This window comes from Pusillimonas caeni, assembly GCF_003545815.1.
GTDB lineage: Bacteria > Pseudomonadota > Gammaproteobacteria > Burkholderiales > Burkholderiaceae_B > Pusillimonas > Pusillimonas caeni.
In genome coordinates this window covers 162,573-180,949 of sequence record NZ_PDUW01000001.1, presented here as the reverse complement: position 1 = coordinate 180,949, position 18,377 = coordinate 162,573, and the positions used below count along the sequence as shown (strand labels likewise).

The window sequence follows — 18,377 nt, the reverse complement described above, 5'->3', positions numbered from 1 at the left end:
ATGAGTCAGGAAGAATTATCCGAGCACACGCCCGATCAGGCTGCGCACCAGACTGCGGATAAGGTGGCTCCTGAAACCGTGGCACTGCGTGCTCAGCCACGGCCCGTCACACGACTGAACCGGCGTACGCTGGCCTTACTGGTGGGTGGGCTGTCGGTGGCAGTCTTGGGCGCCACCATCTGGTCACTGCAACCGCAACGACGCGGCGCAGGCGAGCAGACCGAGCTTTATAACGTGGACAGGGTATCGAAGTCGGAAGGGCTGGACGCCCTGCCCTCTGACTACTCGATGCTGCCGACACCGGAGGTGCCGCCCGATGTACCGGAACTTGGGCCGCCGCTGCCTGGCGACTTGGGGCCGGCCATCATCAATAGCCAGCAGCCAGCGGTGGCCACCTACGCGCCGCCGGGTGTTGATGCTGAAGCGGCTGAACGGGAAGCGCGGCGCAAAGAGGCAGAAGCCGCTGCGGCTTCGTCGGTGTTCTTCCGCACTGGCCAAGGACAGTCTGGACAACCTGCGGCGACGACTGCGCAGGCCATGCCTGTGGCTCCCGGTATGAATAATGCGATGGCCGCCTTTGATCCGCTGGCCGCAGGCCCAGCTTCGACGGCAGCACAATCCTCCGACCCTATTGCTGCACAGAACCGGCAAGACCAGAAAGAAGCCTTCCTGCAATCCGGTGCTACACAAACCCGTAATTCCGGCGATCTGCAAATGCCGACCTCACCGTATCAGGTCATGGCCGGCACCATCATCGCCGCCGCACTGGTGACAGGCATCAAATCCGATCTTCCGGGCGACGTGATCGGCACCGTCACCGAACCTGTCTACGACTCCGCGACAGGGAAGTATTTGTTGATTCCGCAAGGCTCGCGCATCCTGGGGCGCTACAACAGCCAGGTCAGCTACGGCCAAAGCCGGGTACAGGTCGTGTGGAACCGCATCATCCTGCCGGATACGTCCTCGCTCACGCTAGACAATCTGGCGGGCAGCGACCCGGCGGGCTATGCCGGTCTGGAGGATGGCGTTGACTGGCATTGGGATCGCATTGTCGGCGGTGCTGTATTGACCACCTTGCTGGGCGTCGGCGCCGAGCTGGCCGCCCCGGAAAACCGCCAGGACGGCGACCGCATCATCATCGCCGGACGCGATAGCGCCCAGGACAGCATCAATCAAGTCGGCCAGGAAATGACCCGGCGCAACATGAACATCCAGCCCACCTTGACCAGTCGCCCCGGCTTGCCGGTGCGGATCATCGTCAACAAAGATTTAGTGCTGCGATCGTACCAGCCATTGTTCTTCAGTAAGGGAGCATCACAATGAGCACTACCCGAAAGCTGCGGCTGGGGCCGCTGCCCAAGACCGAAACCGTCAAGCTGACCTTTACATGTCCGGCCAGCCTGAAAGCCGAGCTGGAGCGCTACGCCGCGCAGCATGCGCAGGCGTATGGGGAACCTGTCGATGCCGTGACGCTGATTCCGCATATGCTGGAGACGTTCATGGCCGGGGATCGAGGTTTTAAACGAATGATGAAGTGAATGGTTACAAAATCTCAGATGAAACTTTACAATGACCGATATCGGCCGAGGCTGTGTGAAAACGCATGAAGCACTGGCATCAACAAAAAGGCGACCTCTCAGATCGTTCTGTATGCGCTTTTCTTAATCCAGGCAATGGTGAGAAAATCCCCGAATTGCATGTTCGGGCGAGTTTTCACACATCCTCGGCTAGGAGCGGACCTTGAAAGCATTCCCGAAAATGACCGCTTCAAGCTGAAAGCGGCCGGTCAGTCTATCGCCGATGAGTGACTGCTGCTTCGGAAGAGTCGACTGTCGGAACCTGCTGCGGGCGAGTTCTGAACAGTAGTTGATTTTCAGGCAAAAGAAAGGGCCTCATAAAGAGACCCGGTCTGAAGGGTGTAGCGCTTCGGCGAGATATCCGTGTCCTTGGAATGCCTGGGTCACATCAACCAGCCTCGCAAAGCTTGCCAGGGAATGTTCCTGCCAGAATAGACCACGATGGCAGCAATCGCGATGCGATGGAGGTCACGGCAGATGAGGGCATACAGGCGCATGCGGTCGTCCTTAAACGAGAGGTAGGGTTCAGCGGCCCAGCGTGCGACGCGCCCGAATGAGCTGCGCTCTTCGGGCGGCTCTTTCTTGGCGGTCATTTCTCGGCTTCCTTGGGTTTTGAGCGCTTGGCCTTCGTGGGCGCGTCGTCGCCAGCGTCCTTTGCAGTTTTCTTTGTTGTGGCTTTCGTAGCGGCGGTATTCGTTTCTTCCTGCTCTACGAGGTACTCGTCGTAGTCCTTGATATCTCGATGGGCGCCGATGTCGATTAAGCGGTCACGGAAGCGACCGTAGAACGCGGTCTGCACCTTGCCTTGGCGATGCAGTTTCTCGATACCGATGTTCGGGTTGAGCAGCAGCACGTAGTGAAAGTCGCCGGTCGAGCCTTCCTTCGCATCGATGAAGCCGAGGTCGCGCAGCGTCCGCATGCGTCGACGCCACGTGTCCACCGCGCGCTCGCCCTGGAAGCCTGCTTCGGTCGCGAAGGAGGCGGGCGCGTCGATGGTGAGCAGCGGGTGGTCGGGAGCACGAATCCACAGGCAGAGCAGGACGTGGCCTGCGGGCTGGCCCTTGGACTGGGCGTCGATGGCTTGCATCGCGAGAGGGAGCGTGCGCGGGATCGTCGAGTAGCCGTGGTTGCGCGAGCGCTTCCACAACAGTTCCTCCGAGTAGTCGGGGAACTGAATCGTCATCTGCTCCTCGGCGCGCTCGGTCATGTTGAGACGGCGGCGTCGGGTCTGCTTTTGCGTTGCCATGCTGGAGCTCCTTCTGAGTTTTGATGGGATCAGTTTAATACTCGATACCACGCAACTGCGAGGATTCAATACGCACGTCTTAATTCATCTAGATTCAGTTTCACGCACCTCACGTCATCCAAGTTGAATTTAAGTGGAGCGTTTGAGATATTTGAGTTGCGTTATTCCGCAGGAAAAAATTTCAAAAGATATATGAAATCAAGATCTTATAAAGAAAGTTCGGTGCTCCATGTCCTCCATGTTCTCCCTGTGCTCACCGTGCTCCGTGTGCTCCTGGTATAGGGTGAAGGGAAAAGGGCCGCCAGCTCTGCGGGCCAGATCAAGTTTGCATAGTTGCGGGCGGCGTCTTCCTCGACGATCCCGCTGTACATCTTTTTCTGGAGCGTCGTGCCGTGTCAGCGGTCGAGGCGGGGCTCTCAAAAGAAAGCTTGAAGAGGAACCAGGCGCTCAATATCTCAGCGATACAAGAGTATCGACGAGCGCGAGCGAGATGAGCCAAACATATTGGTTTCGATCAAGGACCGCCTTGCAAAGGCGGTGGAGAAGGGTGTGGGTTTTCGACCGTCCGGCGGCAGCGGTTGACGGCCATTCGGGGCGGTCGGTCCGTTGGGTGGTCGGCAGAAAGGTGCGATAGTGAATAACTAGGTTTAGTCTTGCCCTTATCGTCTTCGCTCTCAAGCTGAATTGCGGCGCTACGCGTTTGTCCACTCGCCGTAACCGTTAGGCATACGACATGTGCACATGAGCCTTGATGACGGCAATTCGGCCACGAGCGTGCTCGTCGCAGCCTAGCTACAAAGTACCGCTGTCGCTGTAAAGTAGGCGTTGAGCGGTGGTGCTGCGAACGGCCGTAATGAGCCGGAACAGGGCGCTGAACGGTACTCGGTTGCGTGTCCGGTGCGGATTGTGTGGAGAATATGGAGTGTTTCTCGGCGGAAACGGCTCCGATAGAAATAAAAAGGCCGTCTCTGCAAAAACAGAGACGGCCTTTCGAAATTGGTGCCCGGGGCCGGAATCGAACCGGCACGCCTTGCGGCGGGGGATTTTCTTACCACTTCGATTTTCACCGCCGCCATGCCTAAGCATGACGTTCGTGGTCTGGAGCACGCCTTCACCATAGCTTTTCAGCCTTAGGTGCCCGCCGTCTGCTCTCTACACCTTCCGAGGGGCCTTTCGGCTCCAGGGCTTGGCTCGGCATTAGCTCGGACTTATCGTCCAGGGCCTTCACCGAGTTTGACGGGCTTCACCTCTGAGGTTTCCCTCGGAGGGCTCAAATTTGGTCTGAGTCCCCTGCGTCTACCAATTTCACCACCCGGGCAAAATTGTGAAGCAGTCCTACTTCACTACTACTTACTACCACCTGCTAGGAACCAGTATGAACTGGTCTGGCTCCTATTTGGCTCCTGGAACGAAAATCAATGTTTTCGCAAAGAAGCTACAAATCCCTGCAAACCCTTGCCCCATGCGGCTTGGCGGACACTGGACCCGTGCTTCAAATAGGTAGAAGTACCTATTTTTGAGTTTGGCGTTCGAAGGTGTTTGTGTAGGGAAGTAGGGTGAAGCTGAGTATAGGTGGAACTAGGTAAAAGTATATTGTTAATCAGTGGGTTAGCATATATTGGCGAAATTAGGTGGAATTGGGAGTGGACCTGTCCTGTATCGAAAATCGGTACAGGACAGGTCGGATGTCAGGATTTTGTCAACGTCCCCACTCGGCTCCATATCATGGGGTGAATATAAATCGTCGAGCTAGGTTTGATCTGTCCTTCACTTGGAGAAACCGCTTCCATATATGACCAACGAATCGGACTGAAACTGTCAGTCTTTATACCAATAACTCCAATGTGATATAGGCATCTTACTAGCGTTGTGGCAAATGCATGGGTCGAACCACCATTAATAAATTTCGTCGATGCATGATCTAAGGGATCATTGGAGTTGATATTGTCCATGTGACTTAAGGCATATGCTTCTACTTTATCCCTTGAAATTGACGAAATTCTGAAACTGTCGGGCTGTCGTTCAATTAGGCTAAAGTAATCCAAAAGCTTTGGGTAGTGGGTGATCCATTCGAACTCTAACGCTCGGACGCGCTTTGTAGAATATTCAATTTCAGCCTGCTGGATGACTGTGGCTGTAATTGCCTGCTTTCCCTCGCTTCTGACTAAGCATTCGTTAACAAATGCGATGGCGTCGCGTGGACGATATAGCGTACGTGTTGCTAAGTAGTTCAGAAAATCTATACGACCTACTTGCCTTGGAAAAATCGTGTCAAGCCCTAAGCTACTCCCTGTGTATCTTGCTTTAACGAGCTGACGTATCCGTTTATCGAGGAGCTCTCTGATTTGTCCCTTGGTCCAAGTTATCCCAAGGAAAAGGGATTCATATTTTTCTTCTTGAAAACCAGCATCCCTAGTTTCTGAAAATACGGTTTCCAGTAGGTCGCGCCTCATCGCCACCAAAATTTTTACTGAAGAAATTCCTCTAAAATTTTTCAATGTTTCAATTAGTGCGCGAATCAGCTTATATCGCACCTGATCGGGGGCCCAGCCCTCATCGAGCTTATCGATTATGACATATGTCTTAACCTTTTTGTCGTTAAAGACATCTTCGTTTAGAAAGTGCATGACATCCGAAAGCGATTTTATTTGTATATTATTTATAACTTTTTGGGCTTTGTTTACAACCTCAGTAATTTGCTCTAACTCTTCGCGTTTTTTTCCTGCAGTGGAGAGATTGACAGTTGAAATATCTACACCTAGCTCTGCATGAATATCAGTCTCTAGTTTTTGAGTGATTTCTTTTATCCTATACTCGGTTTCTTGCCAGAACTTGTCACCCCATTCATTGATGTATTTGACTGCTCTCTCTTTGGCTTGGTCTTTTGCCTTAAGGCTAGAGAGAAGACTGTTCAGCCAACTTTTTGTCTTTTCTTCGGTACTCAGTTTAAAGTGATATTTCAGCAGCTCTGTGGATAGCACATGTCTCCACAAAAGGTTGTAAAAAATATCAAGTTTTGCCCCCGCCGCTTCGAGTGATTTAATTATGTCTGAGTTGCATATATATTGGAGAGAGAGATTTTCCGGAATTATCTCTATAACTCGTTCCTCACACTGAACAACCCTTTTCAGCAAAGCGCTTTTTCCAGAGCCCGTACGTCCAACGGCGACACACTGTGGCTTACTGCAATCGGTAAGAGTGTCGTAGTCACCGGTGTCAACGAAGCATTCACTTAAGAGAAGGTCGTCACTTTCCGCATCGAGCTCTCCAATAGAGTCTCCCTTTTTAAAGCGGAACTGTATCCCTGACTGATAAACGTTAGATGAATTTTTCATTATTCTAGGCGGCTTGCTGAAAAACGTTATGGATATACAGCTTTATATTTTTAATATTCGTATATTGGTGACTCTTGGGGCTTAGATTCATACATGGCTCCACTCTTGCCCTAAGGTTTCCGCCTGTCTTATCACCAGCTCAATCGCAGTCTTTTCCGTATCCGGCGGATACTTGTTTTACGCAGAATCCGGCGAACCATGATTCGTAGGCTGGCCCGTAAACACGCTCTCTTCGTCCCTGTTCAGTGGCGAGCTACCTATCAGAGACTTCACTCCCCGCTGATCTAATTATTTCCACATGCGGCGAAGCGGAACGAGCAGGTCCTCTGCTAGGTCATGCGCTTCGAATCGAAGCGCCGCACGGGGGCGATCTACCTGCACGGGTAGACGATCCTCAGACTGACCTAGTCGCATTGTGCCGCTGTTGGGGTTGGCATCCTGTTCGGCTTGCGTGCGCCAGCCGAGAAAGTCACTCGCGTCGAGCGAAGCTGCAATGGCCACGTGACTGAGTCGATGAGTGTCATCGATGTGGTCAAACACCCATGCGCCATAAGCAATGGCTGACTCAATCGCTTTTTGTACATGTTCTTCGATGATGGCAAACACTGAGTGAAGGTTCTGATTGGCAGAGCCTTTCTGACTGGCCAGCGGCACACGTAAAAAAATTGATCCTTGTTCGTTCAATTGTATGCGTGTGCCATTGGGTTGTTGCAAAACTAATTCGCCACTTTCAATGCCACTTTCCATACTGTCGGAGACATTAAACAATTTTGAGCTTCCGAAAAGCGCCTGCTGATGGAGATCGGAGACGAGCGTAGGGCTTTCGAGTTGTACTGGTCGCAGAATACGTTGGAGAGGCCCTCCCACCATGGCGATGTTTAGAATGGGTGATCCGTGATTGTGTTGACTATTGGCGCGCGGTATCAGTTTATTTGCGGTCAACTGAAGCTGAGTGACGTCGGGTGCGCCGGCTGCGTTGGCAAGCTCGTACTCATGTAAGGCGCGGGTGATCTGCTCGCGTAAATCTTCCTCGGTGGTGAATGAGGCTCGAAAGTGGCCTGCCTGCCAGGCCTGAACTTCGGTTAGAAACGTTGTTTGCGCATCTTCGCGTTCGTTGCTTTCTTGTACGAACACAAGAATAGGTTTCTTCCCACGTGCGTCTAGGTACTCTTCGTGGGTAGGTGATACGCCGGAAGTACCTTGTATATATCCATAGCGATTGCCTAATACGAGTATGACCAGGTCTGCAGCGCGTAAGCCCTTCAGGCAAGCGATTTGGGGGGAGTGGGGTAACGCTCCAAAGTCCTCGGCCATCACAGGCTCGTGTCTGAGTGTGCGCACAGCAGATCGTGCCGCTTCGCGATAGGATTCAAATCCACCAATCAATGAGCTGATAAAGACTTTCATATGGCTCCGTTCAGTTGTGTGGGCTTATGATTGTTATGTTTCATGGCGTCATCGTTGGTTCTGTACGCCGAGGGTGTGCCCCGAAGTATGGAGTCGAGCCGATCATGGTGTCGGTGCAGCGACGCCGTATGCACCACACAGAGCTCGTGCCATCTGATTGGCCGTAGTGCTCCAATCTTCCTGGGCTGGCTCGATTCTGTAAATGGGAAATTGCAGGTTCTCTTGAGATAAGGGAGTTGCTCGAATCGTAAAACTGTTTCCGAATTTCGCTTCTGCTGCGAAGTACAGCTTGCTGGCTCTAACGACAGCTGCCGTCACATTGAATTTGATTTCTTTTCCGCTTTCTTGACTACCCAGTGTTGATTGGACAAGGATAAGAAAATCCTTGAAAAACTGGGCATGAAACGTAGCTAGTACGGGAACGTTGTGTGACTCTCGCATTAGTGTTGGAAAGTGCCATAGGCCGGCAATAAAGTGGGCATCATGATGTGCTTCGCACGCCCACGTTGGTTCCTCTGATCCTGACATGGTCGCAAATCCATGGAGCGTGGGTTTTGTTTGGCTGTATGACTTGAATGAGCACCACCAGCCATCGTCACCCTCCACGCCTGCCGCAAAGCGTTTGCGGATCGATTCATTATCAACATCCAGGATAAGAGTCTTATCTCGGGTCGGCCAAAGCTGCACAATTAACGCCGGGAGAGCCTTCGGGTTGTGAGTCGCAAGGAACTCGTCAGCACGGATCAGCAGTTCCTCGTTGCCAGCCATTCGCAATATGGCACGTTTGTCATCGGTCAGCATGGGGCTCTTTTCCTTGTTTGAATCAATATCCATTTGATTGAGCGCTGTAGCAGGAAGCAATCCTATAGCGATGTGGGATCGTTGATAGTTGAAACAAGATAGCATTAGTACATAATAAATGTAACTGCCTTTGTGGGTTGAGGCTGAACAGACCTGTACTCCATGCGAATTGACAAGCATTTTTTGGCGCATGTTGAAAATAGGTAAAAGACTACGGTTTTGATTGGTGAAGGAAGAGGGCACGTTTGTTGGGGTGCTGCCGTAGACCTTGAATGGTAACGGCTGTGCTAGATAGTAGGAGCGAGTGAGCGCGGCTGTTTGGCACTTTTGGGGGAATATATTCGCCGTGAGATTTGCGTTGAATATTGAGTTTTTCGCTGCAAGCCCGTTTTTTATCAGAAAAAAGAAAAGGCCGTCTCTGCATAATTACAGAGACGGCCTTCCGAAATTGGTGCCCGGGGCCGGAATCGAACCGGCACGCCTTGCGGCGGGGGATTTTCTTCCCACTTCGGCTTTCGCCGCCGACGTTTCCGAAGAAACGGCGTTCGTGGTCTGGAGCACGCCTTCACCGTAGCATCGCGTGTTATCGTTTTGCCTTAGGTGCCCGCCGTCTGCTCTCTACACCTTCCGAGGGGCCTTTCGGCTCCAGGGCTTGGCTCGGCATTAGCTCGGACTTATCATCCAGGGCCTTCACCGAGTTTGACGGGCTTCACCTCTGGAGTTTCCCCCGGAGGGCTCAAATTTGGTCTGAGTCCCCTGCGTCTACCAATTTCACCACCCGGGCGTCGAATGGATCGCTCGGCAGAACGCCGGGCGTGGCAAGCAAGGCGTAATTATACACATTTGTAAACGTTGAAATGGTATATCAGCTATCAGCCGGCTACGAACGAAAACTAGATGACAGCCTTGGCGCACAATCAGTCAGCCGCGAGTACAGACGGTAAACAGTGATCTCATGCGTCTCTCTAGTCATCTCCCCAGGCCCACTACTTGCTTCCCTCCCGCCAGGCGTTTCACTTCCCTCGAAACGTCCAAACTCACCCTAGCCACTCTAGGAGAAAATACATGAAAACACGAGCTTTGTTGTCTATTCTTTTGGCGGCTGCTGCGCTGGTGGGCGGTTGCAAGAACACGTTTCACGGCGCGGGCGAGGACATTGAGCGCGGTGGCGAGAAGATCCAGGAGAAGACTCGCTAGCTAGTGCTTTAGGTTCTTGTTCCGCTCTTTGAGGCCTCCAAGCGAATCGCTTGGAGGCCCAGTTACTTATATATTTTTTGCCGGCCGTAACTACTGCGCCACCAGCTTCCGCATCCAATCCAGCAAAACGGTGGGTAGAGCCTCTGCTTTAGGCAGCAAGGCATACTGCCGCACTCCGAATATCCCCTGCAAATACCCCGCTGCATGCCGATCTATCGTCAGGCAGAAGGGAAAAATCCCCTGCAGCTTGGCCTCATCGACAGCCTTCTTCATGTCTTCAACGCCATAGCGGCCTTCATACTCGTCAACGTCATTGGGTTTGCCGTCTGAAAGCAGCAGCAATAGCCGATGCCGGGCGTATTGCTTCATGAGCAGGGCGGTGGCGTGGCGCAGGGCGGCGCCGGCGCGGGTGTAGTGCTGGGCGTCGAGGGCGGCGATGCGCAGGGCGATGTCGTTGCTGTAGGGTTCGTCGAAGGCTTTGACTTCGATCAGGGTGACGCTGTGCGGGCCTTCGCCGGAGAAGGCCTGGATGGAGTAGGGGGCGCCCAGGCGTTCGAGGGCGATGCACACGAGCAGCAGGGCTTCGCGTTCGACGTCGATGATGCGCTTGCCGCCGGTCAGCCAGGAGTCGGTGGAGCCGCTGATGTCTATGAGCAGGGTGATGGCGAGGTCGCGCGATTCGGGCCGCTGCATTCTGTACAGGGCCTGGGGCATGGGCAGGCCGGCGCGCACGTCGGCGCGGCCTTCTATGAAGGCGTCCAGGTCTATTTCATTGCCGTCCATCTGGCGGCGCAGCCATACTCTTTCGGCGCGCAGGGCGTCGAAGCGCTTGCGTATGGCTTCGAGTACGGTCTGGTATTGCTCCAGGGTCTGGTTGACCCACTGCTGGTCGCCGGTCTGGGCGGTCAGCAGGTGGACGGCGGCGCCGGGCAGGCGGTAGCCGCCCTGGCGGTAGTCCCATTCGGGGTAACGCAGGCGGTGGGCGGGGGTATCTGCGGGTTTGGTTTTGCGCAGGCTGCGTTTGTCGGGTGGGTCGTCGGAGAGCAGTACTTCTTTGGCGGCGCCGGGGGTGGAGACGAGGCGAGCCTCGTCAAGCTCGGAGAGGGCGTCGGCGAATTCTTCGGCGGGGGTGTCTTCGTCGCGGTCGACGGGGCGCTGCATGCCTCGCGGGTCTTCGGCCTGTTCGAGCGGTGGCGCGGTCTGTACCATCCAGGTGCCCTGGCTGCGCTTGTCTTCGTCCTTGTCGGCTTTGCGTTCTTTGGGGCGGCGCGGCATGCGGGCGCTTCTGGGGGGATGGGGGTTTTGTTCTTCTTGAGGAGATGCCGTGCCTTCCTGTTCGAGCAGGGGCTGGGCGCCGGGCGGGTACAGGTCGCCGGTCCAGGCGTCGTGAAGCAGGGCGCGGCGTTGGGGCAATTTGTTTCTTGGGAAATCGGTGGCCAGGCGCGCAGCGATGTCATGTGCAATCGCCATCGATTCTTCAGGTGTGGCGGTGAACGGCAGTTTGGATGCAGCCTGCCCGGCGTTTTTGCTTAAGATGGCCAGCTCCAGTTCCTGCACGGCCTGGCAGGCGGGGGGAAGTGTGGGCGGATTAGCTTGGTGGCTTTGCAACACCCAATGACGCAAACCCGCGACGTCGTTGGTGGCGCCTGGCAGCCGCTGTAGTAACTCGATATCGGCGGCTTGGGCTTCCAGCAGTAGATATATGGCTCGTATAAGAGGCTCCAAGTGCGCTGCGGAGCCGTTATGTGCCGTATAAAGCTGCCCTGCGGCGCTCGGCCGCGCCACGGGGCCGGCATGCGTCGCGGTCCACGGCTGCTCTACAGATGCTGATCGTGCCATGGAGCCCGCTGGGATGTTTGGATCAGTATGACTATGCCGAAGGTCCGCAAACCCAGGGGCACTGCCCCGCAAGGCGCGCGTGGCCTGCTGTAGCGCCATGGCGCGATAGCGCGCAATGGCCGTGGGCATATCCACGGCACCGACGTCAACGGGCAGCCAAATAGAATGCCCATCCGTAGCCGGCACGCCGCCACCCACAGCACCGTGCACATCATGACGCCGAAACAATCGAACCAGCATGGTAGGCGGCGCCGGCGGCTGGGCGACGCGCAATGCATAACCTTGACCAAAGACAGCACTCACCAGCAGATCCAACCGCTCGGCCACCTGGGCCAGCACAATGGGACGAGGCTTGTTGTCGGGTCCGCGATGCCTCAACCACAAGCTGCGCGCATAAATGGTGGCGTGGCGCGCAACATCCTGCAGTACGTCTTCGGCTTCGGCCATGGGCCCTTCAGGTAAAACTCAAGTCGACAAGGTCACGCATGGCGCCGGCCAGGGAAGCATCGTCGGAAAGGGGCGATACCAGCCCTGCGTAGCAGGCTTCGCGCGGCGCAATGCCGCGCGCGATGAGGCCGGCGGTGGCGACCAGCAGCCTTGTGCTGGGCACTTCGGCCAGGCCGCGGTCCTGGAAGGCGCGCAGCTTGTGCGCCAGGGCGACCAGGGCGGCGGCCTGGGCGGTGTCGATGCCGCTTTCGGCGGCGACGATCTGGGCTTCGCGCTCGGCGGGGGGGAAGTCGAAGTCAAGCGCGACGAAGCGCTGGCGCGTGCTGGGCTTCAAGTCCTTCAGCATGCGCTGGTAGCCGGGGTTGTAGGAGATGACCAGCTGGAAGCCGGGCGGCGCTTCCAGCACTTCGCCGGTCTTGTCTATGGGCAAAATGCGCCGATGGTCGGTAAGGGGGTGCAGGACGACGATGGTGTCCTGCCGGGCCTCCACCACTTCATCGAGGTAGCAGATGGCGCCCTGGCGCACGGCGGCGGCAAGCGGGCCGTCCTGCCATACGGTGTCGTCATGCCGTATCAGGAAGCGGCCGATGAGGTCGCTGGCGGTAAGGTCGTCGTGGCAGGAGACGGTGACCAGGGGCCGGCCGAGCCGCCAGGCCATGTATTCGACGAAGCGGGTCTTGCCGCAGCCGGTGGGGCCCTTCAGCATGACGGCCAGCCGATTCTGGTGGCATTGCTCGAACAGCTGGATTTCGTTGCCGTACGGCAGGTAGTAGGGCGGTTGCTCGCCCGTCGCCAGGCGGGCAACCGTGTTGCCGGGTTCGCGATGCACGTCAGGTGACTCGTTCGTTGGCATAGCGGCTGTCGTGCAGGGGCGGCGCGGCGCCTTCGCCGTGGGTCGCGGCATGGCTCTGGCCGTCATGGGCATGGCCATTGAGGAAAATGGGCGCATGGCGGAAGAAGTCCCATATGTACAGGACGACGCCGATGACGAAGAGGGAGGCGGTGGCCACCAGCATGAGGAAGTGCACCTGGATCTTGAGCTGGACGTCGAGGTAGCCGATGCCCAGCACGCGCTCGAGGTAGACCTGGCCGATGCCGGCGGTGGCGAAGGAAAGCGTCATGCCGAACATGCCGGCGATCTGCAGCCAGAAGGCCCAGTAGCCCAGGCTGCTGCCGGCCTCGGAGCGGTTGCGCGTCATGGTGGGCATGGCGTAGGCGATGACGGCCAGGATGATCATGACGTAGGCGCCATAGAAGGCGGCATGGCCGTGCATGGCGGTGATCAGCGTGCCGTGGGTCCATTTGTTGATGTCGGGGAAGGTGTGGGCCAGGCCCAGCAGGCCGGCGCCGAACAGGGTGAACACGGCGCTGCCGATGGTCCAGTGCAGGGCCAGCACGTTGGGGTGGCGCACGCCCGAGCGGCGGATGGAAAAGTAGGCGTACATGGCCATGCCCACCAGGGCCACGGGTTCGAGCGCGCTGAAGAAGCCGCCCAGCGGCAGCCAGTAGGTGGGCACGCCGACCCAGTAGTAGTGGTGGGCCGTGCCCAGGATGCCGGCGATGAACACCAGGCCCACGATGACGTACAGCCATTTTTCAAGCACTTCGCGGTCGGCGCCCGAAAGGCGGATGAGCAGGTAGGCCAGGAAGGAGCCCTGGATCATCTCCCACACGCCCTCGACCCACAGGTGGATGGTCCACCAGCGGTAGAAGATGGAGACGACGTAGTTCTCGTAGTGCAGCAGGGCCGGCAGGTAGAGCACGGCCGAGCTGCCCAGGCCCAGCAGCAGGACGCCTTCGGTGGTGGTGAAGCGGCCGGATTTCTTGATGGTCATGCCGATGTTGTAGAGGAAGATCAGCATGCAGATGACGATGACGATTTTGTGCGGCAGGGGCTGCTCGAGCAGCTTGTTGCCGGTGCCGTAGCCGAAGAGATAGCCGATGACGGCGGTGACGCCCATGATGGCCCAGAGGATCAGCTGTATATAGGCCAGCTTGGCGCTGTAGAGTTCGGTGCGCGATTCGTCGGCCACGATCCAGTAGGTGGCGCCCATGAAGCCGGTAAGCACCCACACGATGAGCAGATTGGTGTGGATGGTCTTGGTGACGTCGAAGGCCATGATGTTCAGCAGCGGGTCGGGCCCCAGGTATTTGGCCGCGGAGAGCAGGCCGAACACCAACTGCAGGCCGAACAGGATCATGGCCAGGGCGAAGTACCAGTAGGCGACGGATTGGGTTTTATAACGCATGGCGACTCCAGGTTCCGATGGGCTGTCCAGTGTGGGCGTTCGTTATTTGAATGAGGCCAGATAGGCGACCAGGTGGTCGATCTGCGCTTCGGTGAGGTCCTTGCCGTATGAGGGCGGCATGAACGACACGCCGTTGGCTGAGTACATGGGCCCGGGATGCAGGTAGGCGCTGGGTTCCACGATGGATTCGTGAATGAACTCTTCGACTGTGGTGGCTTTGCCCTTGTAGTCGGACGATGCGATGACTTTTTGCGCGGTGGCGGCGAGGTTGGCCAGAGAGGGCCCCGCCAGGTTGACGCCCGGCGCCACCGAGTGACAGGCCGCACAGGTGGGCACGGCTTCGTGGAACAGGGCCTGGCCCAGCGCGATGGGGTCGTTGGAGCTTTCTACCGGACGCCCGCCGGGCGGCTGGTTGCCGGGTTCGGTGCCGGCGGCGGCCGAGGACTGGTCCTGCTGCGCGATGCTGAGCTCGGTGCCGGGAATGGACCCGCCCGTGACCAGGATGGGGCGCGGCGGCCAGCCCTGGTTGTCGATATGCGAGACCCAGTCCATGAAGGCGATGAGGTCGGAAATTTCCTGGTCTGACAAGTTGGGATTGGGCATGAGGCGCCGGTGGCGCTGTTCGTCGTAGAACTGCGAGGGGTCTTTCAGGAAGGCCGTCAGATAGGGCGCGCCGCGATGCTGGGTGATCTTGGTGAGGTCGGGCGCGTAGTAGGCGCCTTCGCCCAGTATCGTATGGCAGTTGATACAGTTGTTGGCGTGCCAGACGTCCTGGCCGCGCACGACTTCGTCGGTGATGTTCTGCGAATTGGTCAGCTTGGGAAACTGCCGATGGCTGTCGACGGTAAGAATCAGGAAAACCAGGCTGGCGACGGCGGTGGAGGCAATGGCGAAGATTCTGGTCTGGCGCTTGTTCATGGCGGCCCCTTCGTCAGACGCCGATGCCGGACCAGTAGCGGACGCCCGTCGCGCCGGCGTACACAATGGCGGCAAGCATCAGTAACACGACCAGATAGCTGACGATGCGCAAAATCGAAAACAGGACTCGTGCATTCACTGGTAATCCCCTTGTTCTGATTTTTGGCGGCGACGAAGCCTTATTGCCTGAGCCAACTATACGCCCGCATGGCGGGCCGGGCAATCGTGCCCACACTTGAAATGTGGCTTTTCGCCCTTATCTGGAATGCGACGTTTTATTTGCCGCGCGCCCTTGCGTGGCCCGCAACCGCGCCATCGCGGACCAGGCGCGCGCGGATCTTCTTGAGTTTTCAACCATTTATACCGATCAGACAATGACCCAAGCCGAATCTACCAATACGCCGTCCGAAACCCTGGGTTTTCAGGCCGAAGTTAAACAGCTTCTGCATCTCATGATTCACTCCTTGTATAGCAACAAGGAAATCTTCTTGCGCGAGCTGGTCTCCAACGCTTCGGACGCCTGCGACAAGCTGCGTTTCGAGGCCATCGACAAGCCCGAGCTGATGCAGGGCGATGCCGACCTGCGGGTGCGGGTGGAGTACGACGCCGACGCGCGCACCGTCACCATCTCCGACAACGGCATCGGGCTGTCGCGCGACGAGGCGGTGGCCAACCTGGGCACCATCGCCCGCTCGGGCACCAAAGAGTTCTTCTCGCACCTGACCGGCGACAAGCAGAAGGACGCCCATCTCATCGGCCAGTTCGGCGTGGGCTTTTATTCGTCCTTCATCGTGGCCGACAAGGTCACGGTGCGCAGCCGCCGCGCCGGGCTGGACGCCGCCGAGGGCGTGCAATGGGAATCGGACGGCCAGGGCGAGTTCACCGTGGCGCAAATAGACAAGGCCGATCGCGGCACCTCGGTCACTCTGCACCTGCGCGAGGGCGACGATGAATTCCTCAGCGGCTGGAAGCTGCGCGAGGTGCTGCGCCGCTACTCCGACCACATCTCGCTGCCCGTGCAGATGCGCAAGGAAGAGTGGGACAGCGAAAAGTCCGAGCAGGTCAAGACCGACGAATGGGAAACGGTGAACCAGGCCAGCGCGCTGTGGACGCGCGCCAAGTCGGACATTACCGACGAGCAGTACCAGGAGTTCTACAAGCACATTGCGCACGACTTCAGCGACCCGCTGGCCTGGACGCACAACCGGGTCGAGGGGCGCAGCGAATATACGCAGTTGCTGTACGTGCCCAAGCAGGCGCCCATGGACCTGTGGGACCGCGAAGGCCGCCGCGGCGTCAAGCTGTACGTGAAGCGTGTCTTCATCATGGACGATGCCGAGCAGCTGCTGCCCAACTATCTGCGCTTCGTGCGCGGGGTCATCGATTCGGCCGACCTGCCGCTGAACGTGTCGCGTGAAATTCTGCAGGAAAGCCGCGACGTCAAGGCCATCCGCGAGGGTTCGGCCAAGCGCGTGCTGTCGCTGCTGGAAGACCTGGCCGAGAACCAGGCCGAACAATACGCCGAGTTCTGGGAGCAGTTCGGCCAGGTGCTCAAAGAAGGCACGGGCGAAGACCCCCCCAACCGCGAGCGCATCGCCAAGCTGCTGCGCTTTGCTTCCACCCACGCCGACAGCCCGGTGCAGTCGGTGGCGCTGGCCGACTATGTGGGCCGCATGAAAGAAGGGCAGGACACCATCTACTACATCACGGCCGAATCCTATTCCGCGGCCGCCAACAGCCCGCAGCTGGAGATCTTCCGCAAGAAGGGCCTGGAAGTATTGCTGATGTCCGACCGCGTGGACGAGTGGATGCTTTCCTTCCTGCACGAGTTCGAGGGCAAGAAACTGGTGTCGGTCGCCAAGGGCGGCCTCGATCTGGACCAGCTGGCCGACGAGGAAGAGAAAAAGCAGCAGAGCGAGCAGGCCGAGACCATGAAGCCGCTGGTCGAGCGCCTGCAGAAGGCCCTGGGCGAGCGGGTGAAAGAGGTGCGTGTCACGGCGCGGCTGGTCGATTCGCCCGCCTGCGTGGTGGTCGACGCCAACGAGCTCAGCCCCCATCTGCGGCGCATGCTGCAGGCCGCCGGCCAGCAGGCGCCCGAGCTCAAGCCCATACTCGAGATCAACCCCGGCCATGCGCTCATCACCCGCATCGACCAGGCGCCGGACGAGGCCTTCGACGAGTGGGCGCAGCTGCTGCTGGACCAAGCCATGCTGGCCGAGGGTGCGCAGCTCGAGGACGCCGCGGGCTTCGTCAAGCGAATGAACAAGCTGCTGCTTGGTTGACGCCTTCGAGGCGGGGCGAGACGGCATCACTCAAGATGCCGCCGGCTTTCGGGCGGACCGCGGGACAGGCCGGGCGTCGCCTTTGAGCCGTCATGCATCAAAAGGGCCTCGCGCTTTGTCGTGCCTCGAAGTTTGGCGCCAACCCGGGCGCACTCTTGGCGATGCGGTTTTTTCAGGCGACCGGCGGCATCTGACGCCTGAACCAGCCATTCTCCCTGCCGTAACGGCCCCAGTCGAAAGCGGGGCCCGGGTCGGTCTTGCGGCCCGGGGCAATGTGCTCGTGGCCGCGCACGGCCCGCAAGGGATACTGGTTTCTCAACGCCTGGGTGAGGCTTTTCAGGCTGGCGTACTGTTCGTCGGCATAGTCCAGCACGTCCGTGCCTTCCAGTTCGATGCCGATGGAAAAGTCGTTGCAGCGTTCGCGCCCTTCGAATTGCGATACGCCCGCATGCCAGGCGCGCTGGTCGGTGGAGACGAACTGCACGATGGTGCCGTCCCGGCGTATGAGGAAGTGGGCCGACACGGTCAGGCCGCGCAGGCATTCGAGCCAGGGGTGCGAGGAATAGTCCAGCCGGTTCAGAAACAGGTCGATGATCTCGTTGCCGCCGAACACTCCGGGCGGCAGGCTGATGTTGTGCAGGACGAGCAAGCAGGGCTCGACGCCCGCCGGACGGGCGTCATAGTTGGGCGAAGGCATGCGCTGCACGCCCGGCTTGGGCTTGAGCCATCCGTGTCGATCGAGTGTCAGCGTGGTCATGGTCTGCGTTTCCTCGGGCTCGCGCTGTGCGGGAAATTTCGGCCGCGATACGGGACGTCAGCGCCGCTGCCCCAATTTGGCGTGCTCGCTGCTGCACCAGGTTTCGCCGTTGATCAGCAAAGCCTCGGAGCGGGGCATGTGGATGCCGCAGTGCGCGCAGCGCACCATGGATTCGGGCTGGTCGACCGGAGGCGCGGCGCCCCGGCGCGGCAGGGAGTCGGCGCGCGGCGCGGAGGCCTGCTTGTCGTGCTGGCGCGCCAGGATGCGCGCCACCAGCAATACGGCCAGGATGACGATGGCCCAGAAAATGAGTTTTCCCACA

Annotated in this window: 16 protein-coding genes; 4 read left to right on the top strand and 12 right to left on the bottom strand. The window is 58.1% G+C overall.

The features are described from left to right. Window positions 1-1,323 carry a TraB/TrbI/VirB10 family type IV secretion system protein gene (locus CSC67_RS00820; protein ID WP_118993151.1) on the top strand — a complete coding sequence of 441 codons (1,323 nt, stop codon included), beginning with the start codon at window positions 1-3 and terminating at the stop codon, window positions 1,321-1,323. Continuing rightward, the gene (locus tag CSC67_RS00815; protein WP_118992620.1) at window positions 1,320-1,538 is read left to right on the top strand and encodes a DUF2274 domain-containing protein; all 219 of its coding nucleotides are present in this window, start codon (window positions 1,320-1,322) and stop codon (window positions 1,536-1,538) included. Before CSC67_RS00820 ends, CSC67_RS00815 begins: the two co-directional genes overlap by 4 nt. A gap of 422 nt (window positions 1,539-1,960) precedes the next feature. Here CSC67_RS00815 and CSC67_RS00810 read toward each other — a convergent pair whose 3' ends face one another. The 5 genes from CSC67_RS00810 to CSC67_RS00790 all read right to left on the bottom strand — a co-directional run bounded on the left by CSC67_RS00810 (window position 1,961) and on the right by CSC67_RS00790 (window position 8,366). Then, complete coding sequence (locus CSC67_RS00810) at window positions 1,961-2,170, bottom strand: hypothetical protein (protein ID WP_118992619.1); 210 nt, start codon at window positions 2,168-2,170, stop codon at window positions 1,961-1,963. After that, window positions 2,167-2,823: a hypothetical protein gene (locus tag CSC67_RS00805; protein WP_118992618.1), complete on the bottom strand. Its 657-nt coding sequence runs from the start codon at window positions 2,821-2,823 to the stop codon at window positions 2,167-2,169. Before CSC67_RS00805 ends, CSC67_RS00810 begins: the two co-directional genes overlap by 4 nt. 1,688 nt (window positions 2,824-4,511) lie before the next feature. Further along, on the bottom strand, window positions 4,512-6,158 hold the full coding sequence (locus CSC67_RS00800) for a P-loop ATPase, Sll1717 family (RefSeq protein WP_118992617.1): 1,647 nt from the start codon (window positions 6,156-6,158) through the stop codon (window positions 4,512-4,514). A 288-nt stretch (window positions 6,159-6,446) separates the two neighbouring features. Next, window positions 6,447-7,565 carry a DUF4062 domain-containing protein gene (locus tag CSC67_RS00795; RefSeq protein ID WP_118992616.1) on the bottom strand — a complete coding sequence of 373 codons (1,119 nt, stop codon included), beginning with the start codon at window positions 7,563-7,565 and terminating at the stop codon, window positions 6,447-6,449. Window positions 7,566-7,667: 102 nt separating this feature from the next. Continuing rightward, window positions 7,668-8,366 (bottom strand): hypothetical protein, encoded by a 699-nt coding sequence (locus CSC67_RS00790; protein WP_118992615.1) that lies wholly within the window; start codon window positions 8,364-8,366, stop codon window positions 7,668-7,670. A 1,065-nt stretch (window positions 8,367-9,431) separates the two neighbouring features. Here CSC67_RS00790 and CSC67_RS00785 point away from each other — a divergent pair. After that, the gene (locus CSC67_RS00785) at window positions 9,432-9,563 is read left to right on the top strand and encodes an entericidin A/B family lipoprotein (protein WP_118992614.1); all 132 of its coding nucleotides are present in this window, start codon (window positions 9,432-9,434) and stop codon (window positions 9,561-9,563) included. Window positions 9,564-9,653: 90 nt separating this feature from the next. On the opposite strand, the gene CSC67_RS21490 is transcribed toward CSC67_RS00785, so the two are convergent. From CSC67_RS21490 to CSC67_RS21630, 5 genes are all read right to left on the bottom strand, one after another. Then, on the bottom strand, window positions 9,654-11,033 hold the full coding sequence (locus tag CSC67_RS21490; RefSeq protein ID WP_245220079.1) for a nitric oxide reductase activation protein NorD: 1,380 nt from the start codon (window positions 11,031-11,033) through the stop codon (window positions 9,654-9,656). An 823-nt stretch (window positions 11,034-11,856) separates the two neighbouring features. Further along, window positions 11,857-12,702, bottom strand: coding sequence for a CbbQ/NirQ/NorQ/GpvN family protein (locus CSC67_RS00775; RefSeq protein ID WP_118992612.1), 846 nt, complete (start codon window positions 12,700-12,702; stop codon window positions 11,857-11,859). Then, window positions 12,680-14,098 (bottom strand): cbb3-type cytochrome c oxidase subunit I, encoded by a 1,419-nt coding sequence (locus CSC67_RS00770; RefSeq protein ID WP_118992611.1) that lies wholly within the window; start codon window positions 14,096-14,098, stop codon window positions 12,680-12,682. The genes CSC67_RS00775 and CSC67_RS00770 overlap by 23 nt, the downstream gene beginning before the upstream one ends. 42 nt (window positions 14,099-14,140) lie before the next feature. After that, complete coding sequence (locus CSC67_RS00765; protein WP_118992610.1) at window positions 14,141-15,016, bottom strand: c-type cytochrome; 876 nt, start codon at window positions 15,014-15,016, stop codon at window positions 14,141-14,143. 13 nt (window positions 15,017-15,029) lie between these two features. Then, complete coding sequence (locus tag CSC67_RS21630) at window positions 15,030-15,155, bottom strand: hypothetical protein (RefSeq protein WP_280812607.1); 126 nt, start codon at window positions 15,153-15,155, stop codon at window positions 15,030-15,032. A 235-nt stretch (window positions 15,156-15,390) separates the two neighbouring features. Between CSC67_RS21630 and htpG the strand changes: the two genes are divergently transcribed. Continuing rightward, window positions 15,391-17,298 carry a molecular chaperone HtpG gene (gene htpG, locus CSC67_RS00760; RefSeq protein ID WP_118993150.1) on the top strand — a complete coding sequence of 636 codons (1,908 nt, stop codon included), beginning with the start codon at window positions 15,391-15,393 and terminating at the stop codon, window positions 17,296-17,298. 172 nt (window positions 17,299-17,470) lie between these two features. Here the strand turns inward: htpG and ampD are convergent, their stop codons facing one another. Further along, the gene (ampD, locus tag CSC67_RS00755; protein ID WP_118992609.1) at window positions 17,471-18,055 is read right to left on the bottom strand and encodes a 1,6-anhydro-N-acetylmuramyl-L-alanine amidase AmpD; all 585 of its coding nucleotides are present in this window, start codon (window positions 18,053-18,055) and stop codon (window positions 17,471-17,473) included. Between the two features lie 57 nt (window positions 18,056-18,112). Then, complete coding sequence (locus CSC67_RS21280; protein WP_167752701.1) at window positions 18,113-18,376, bottom strand: PP0621 family protein; 264 nt, start codon at window positions 18,374-18,376, stop codon at window positions 18,113-18,115. Window position 18,377 lies beyond the last annotated feature (1 nt).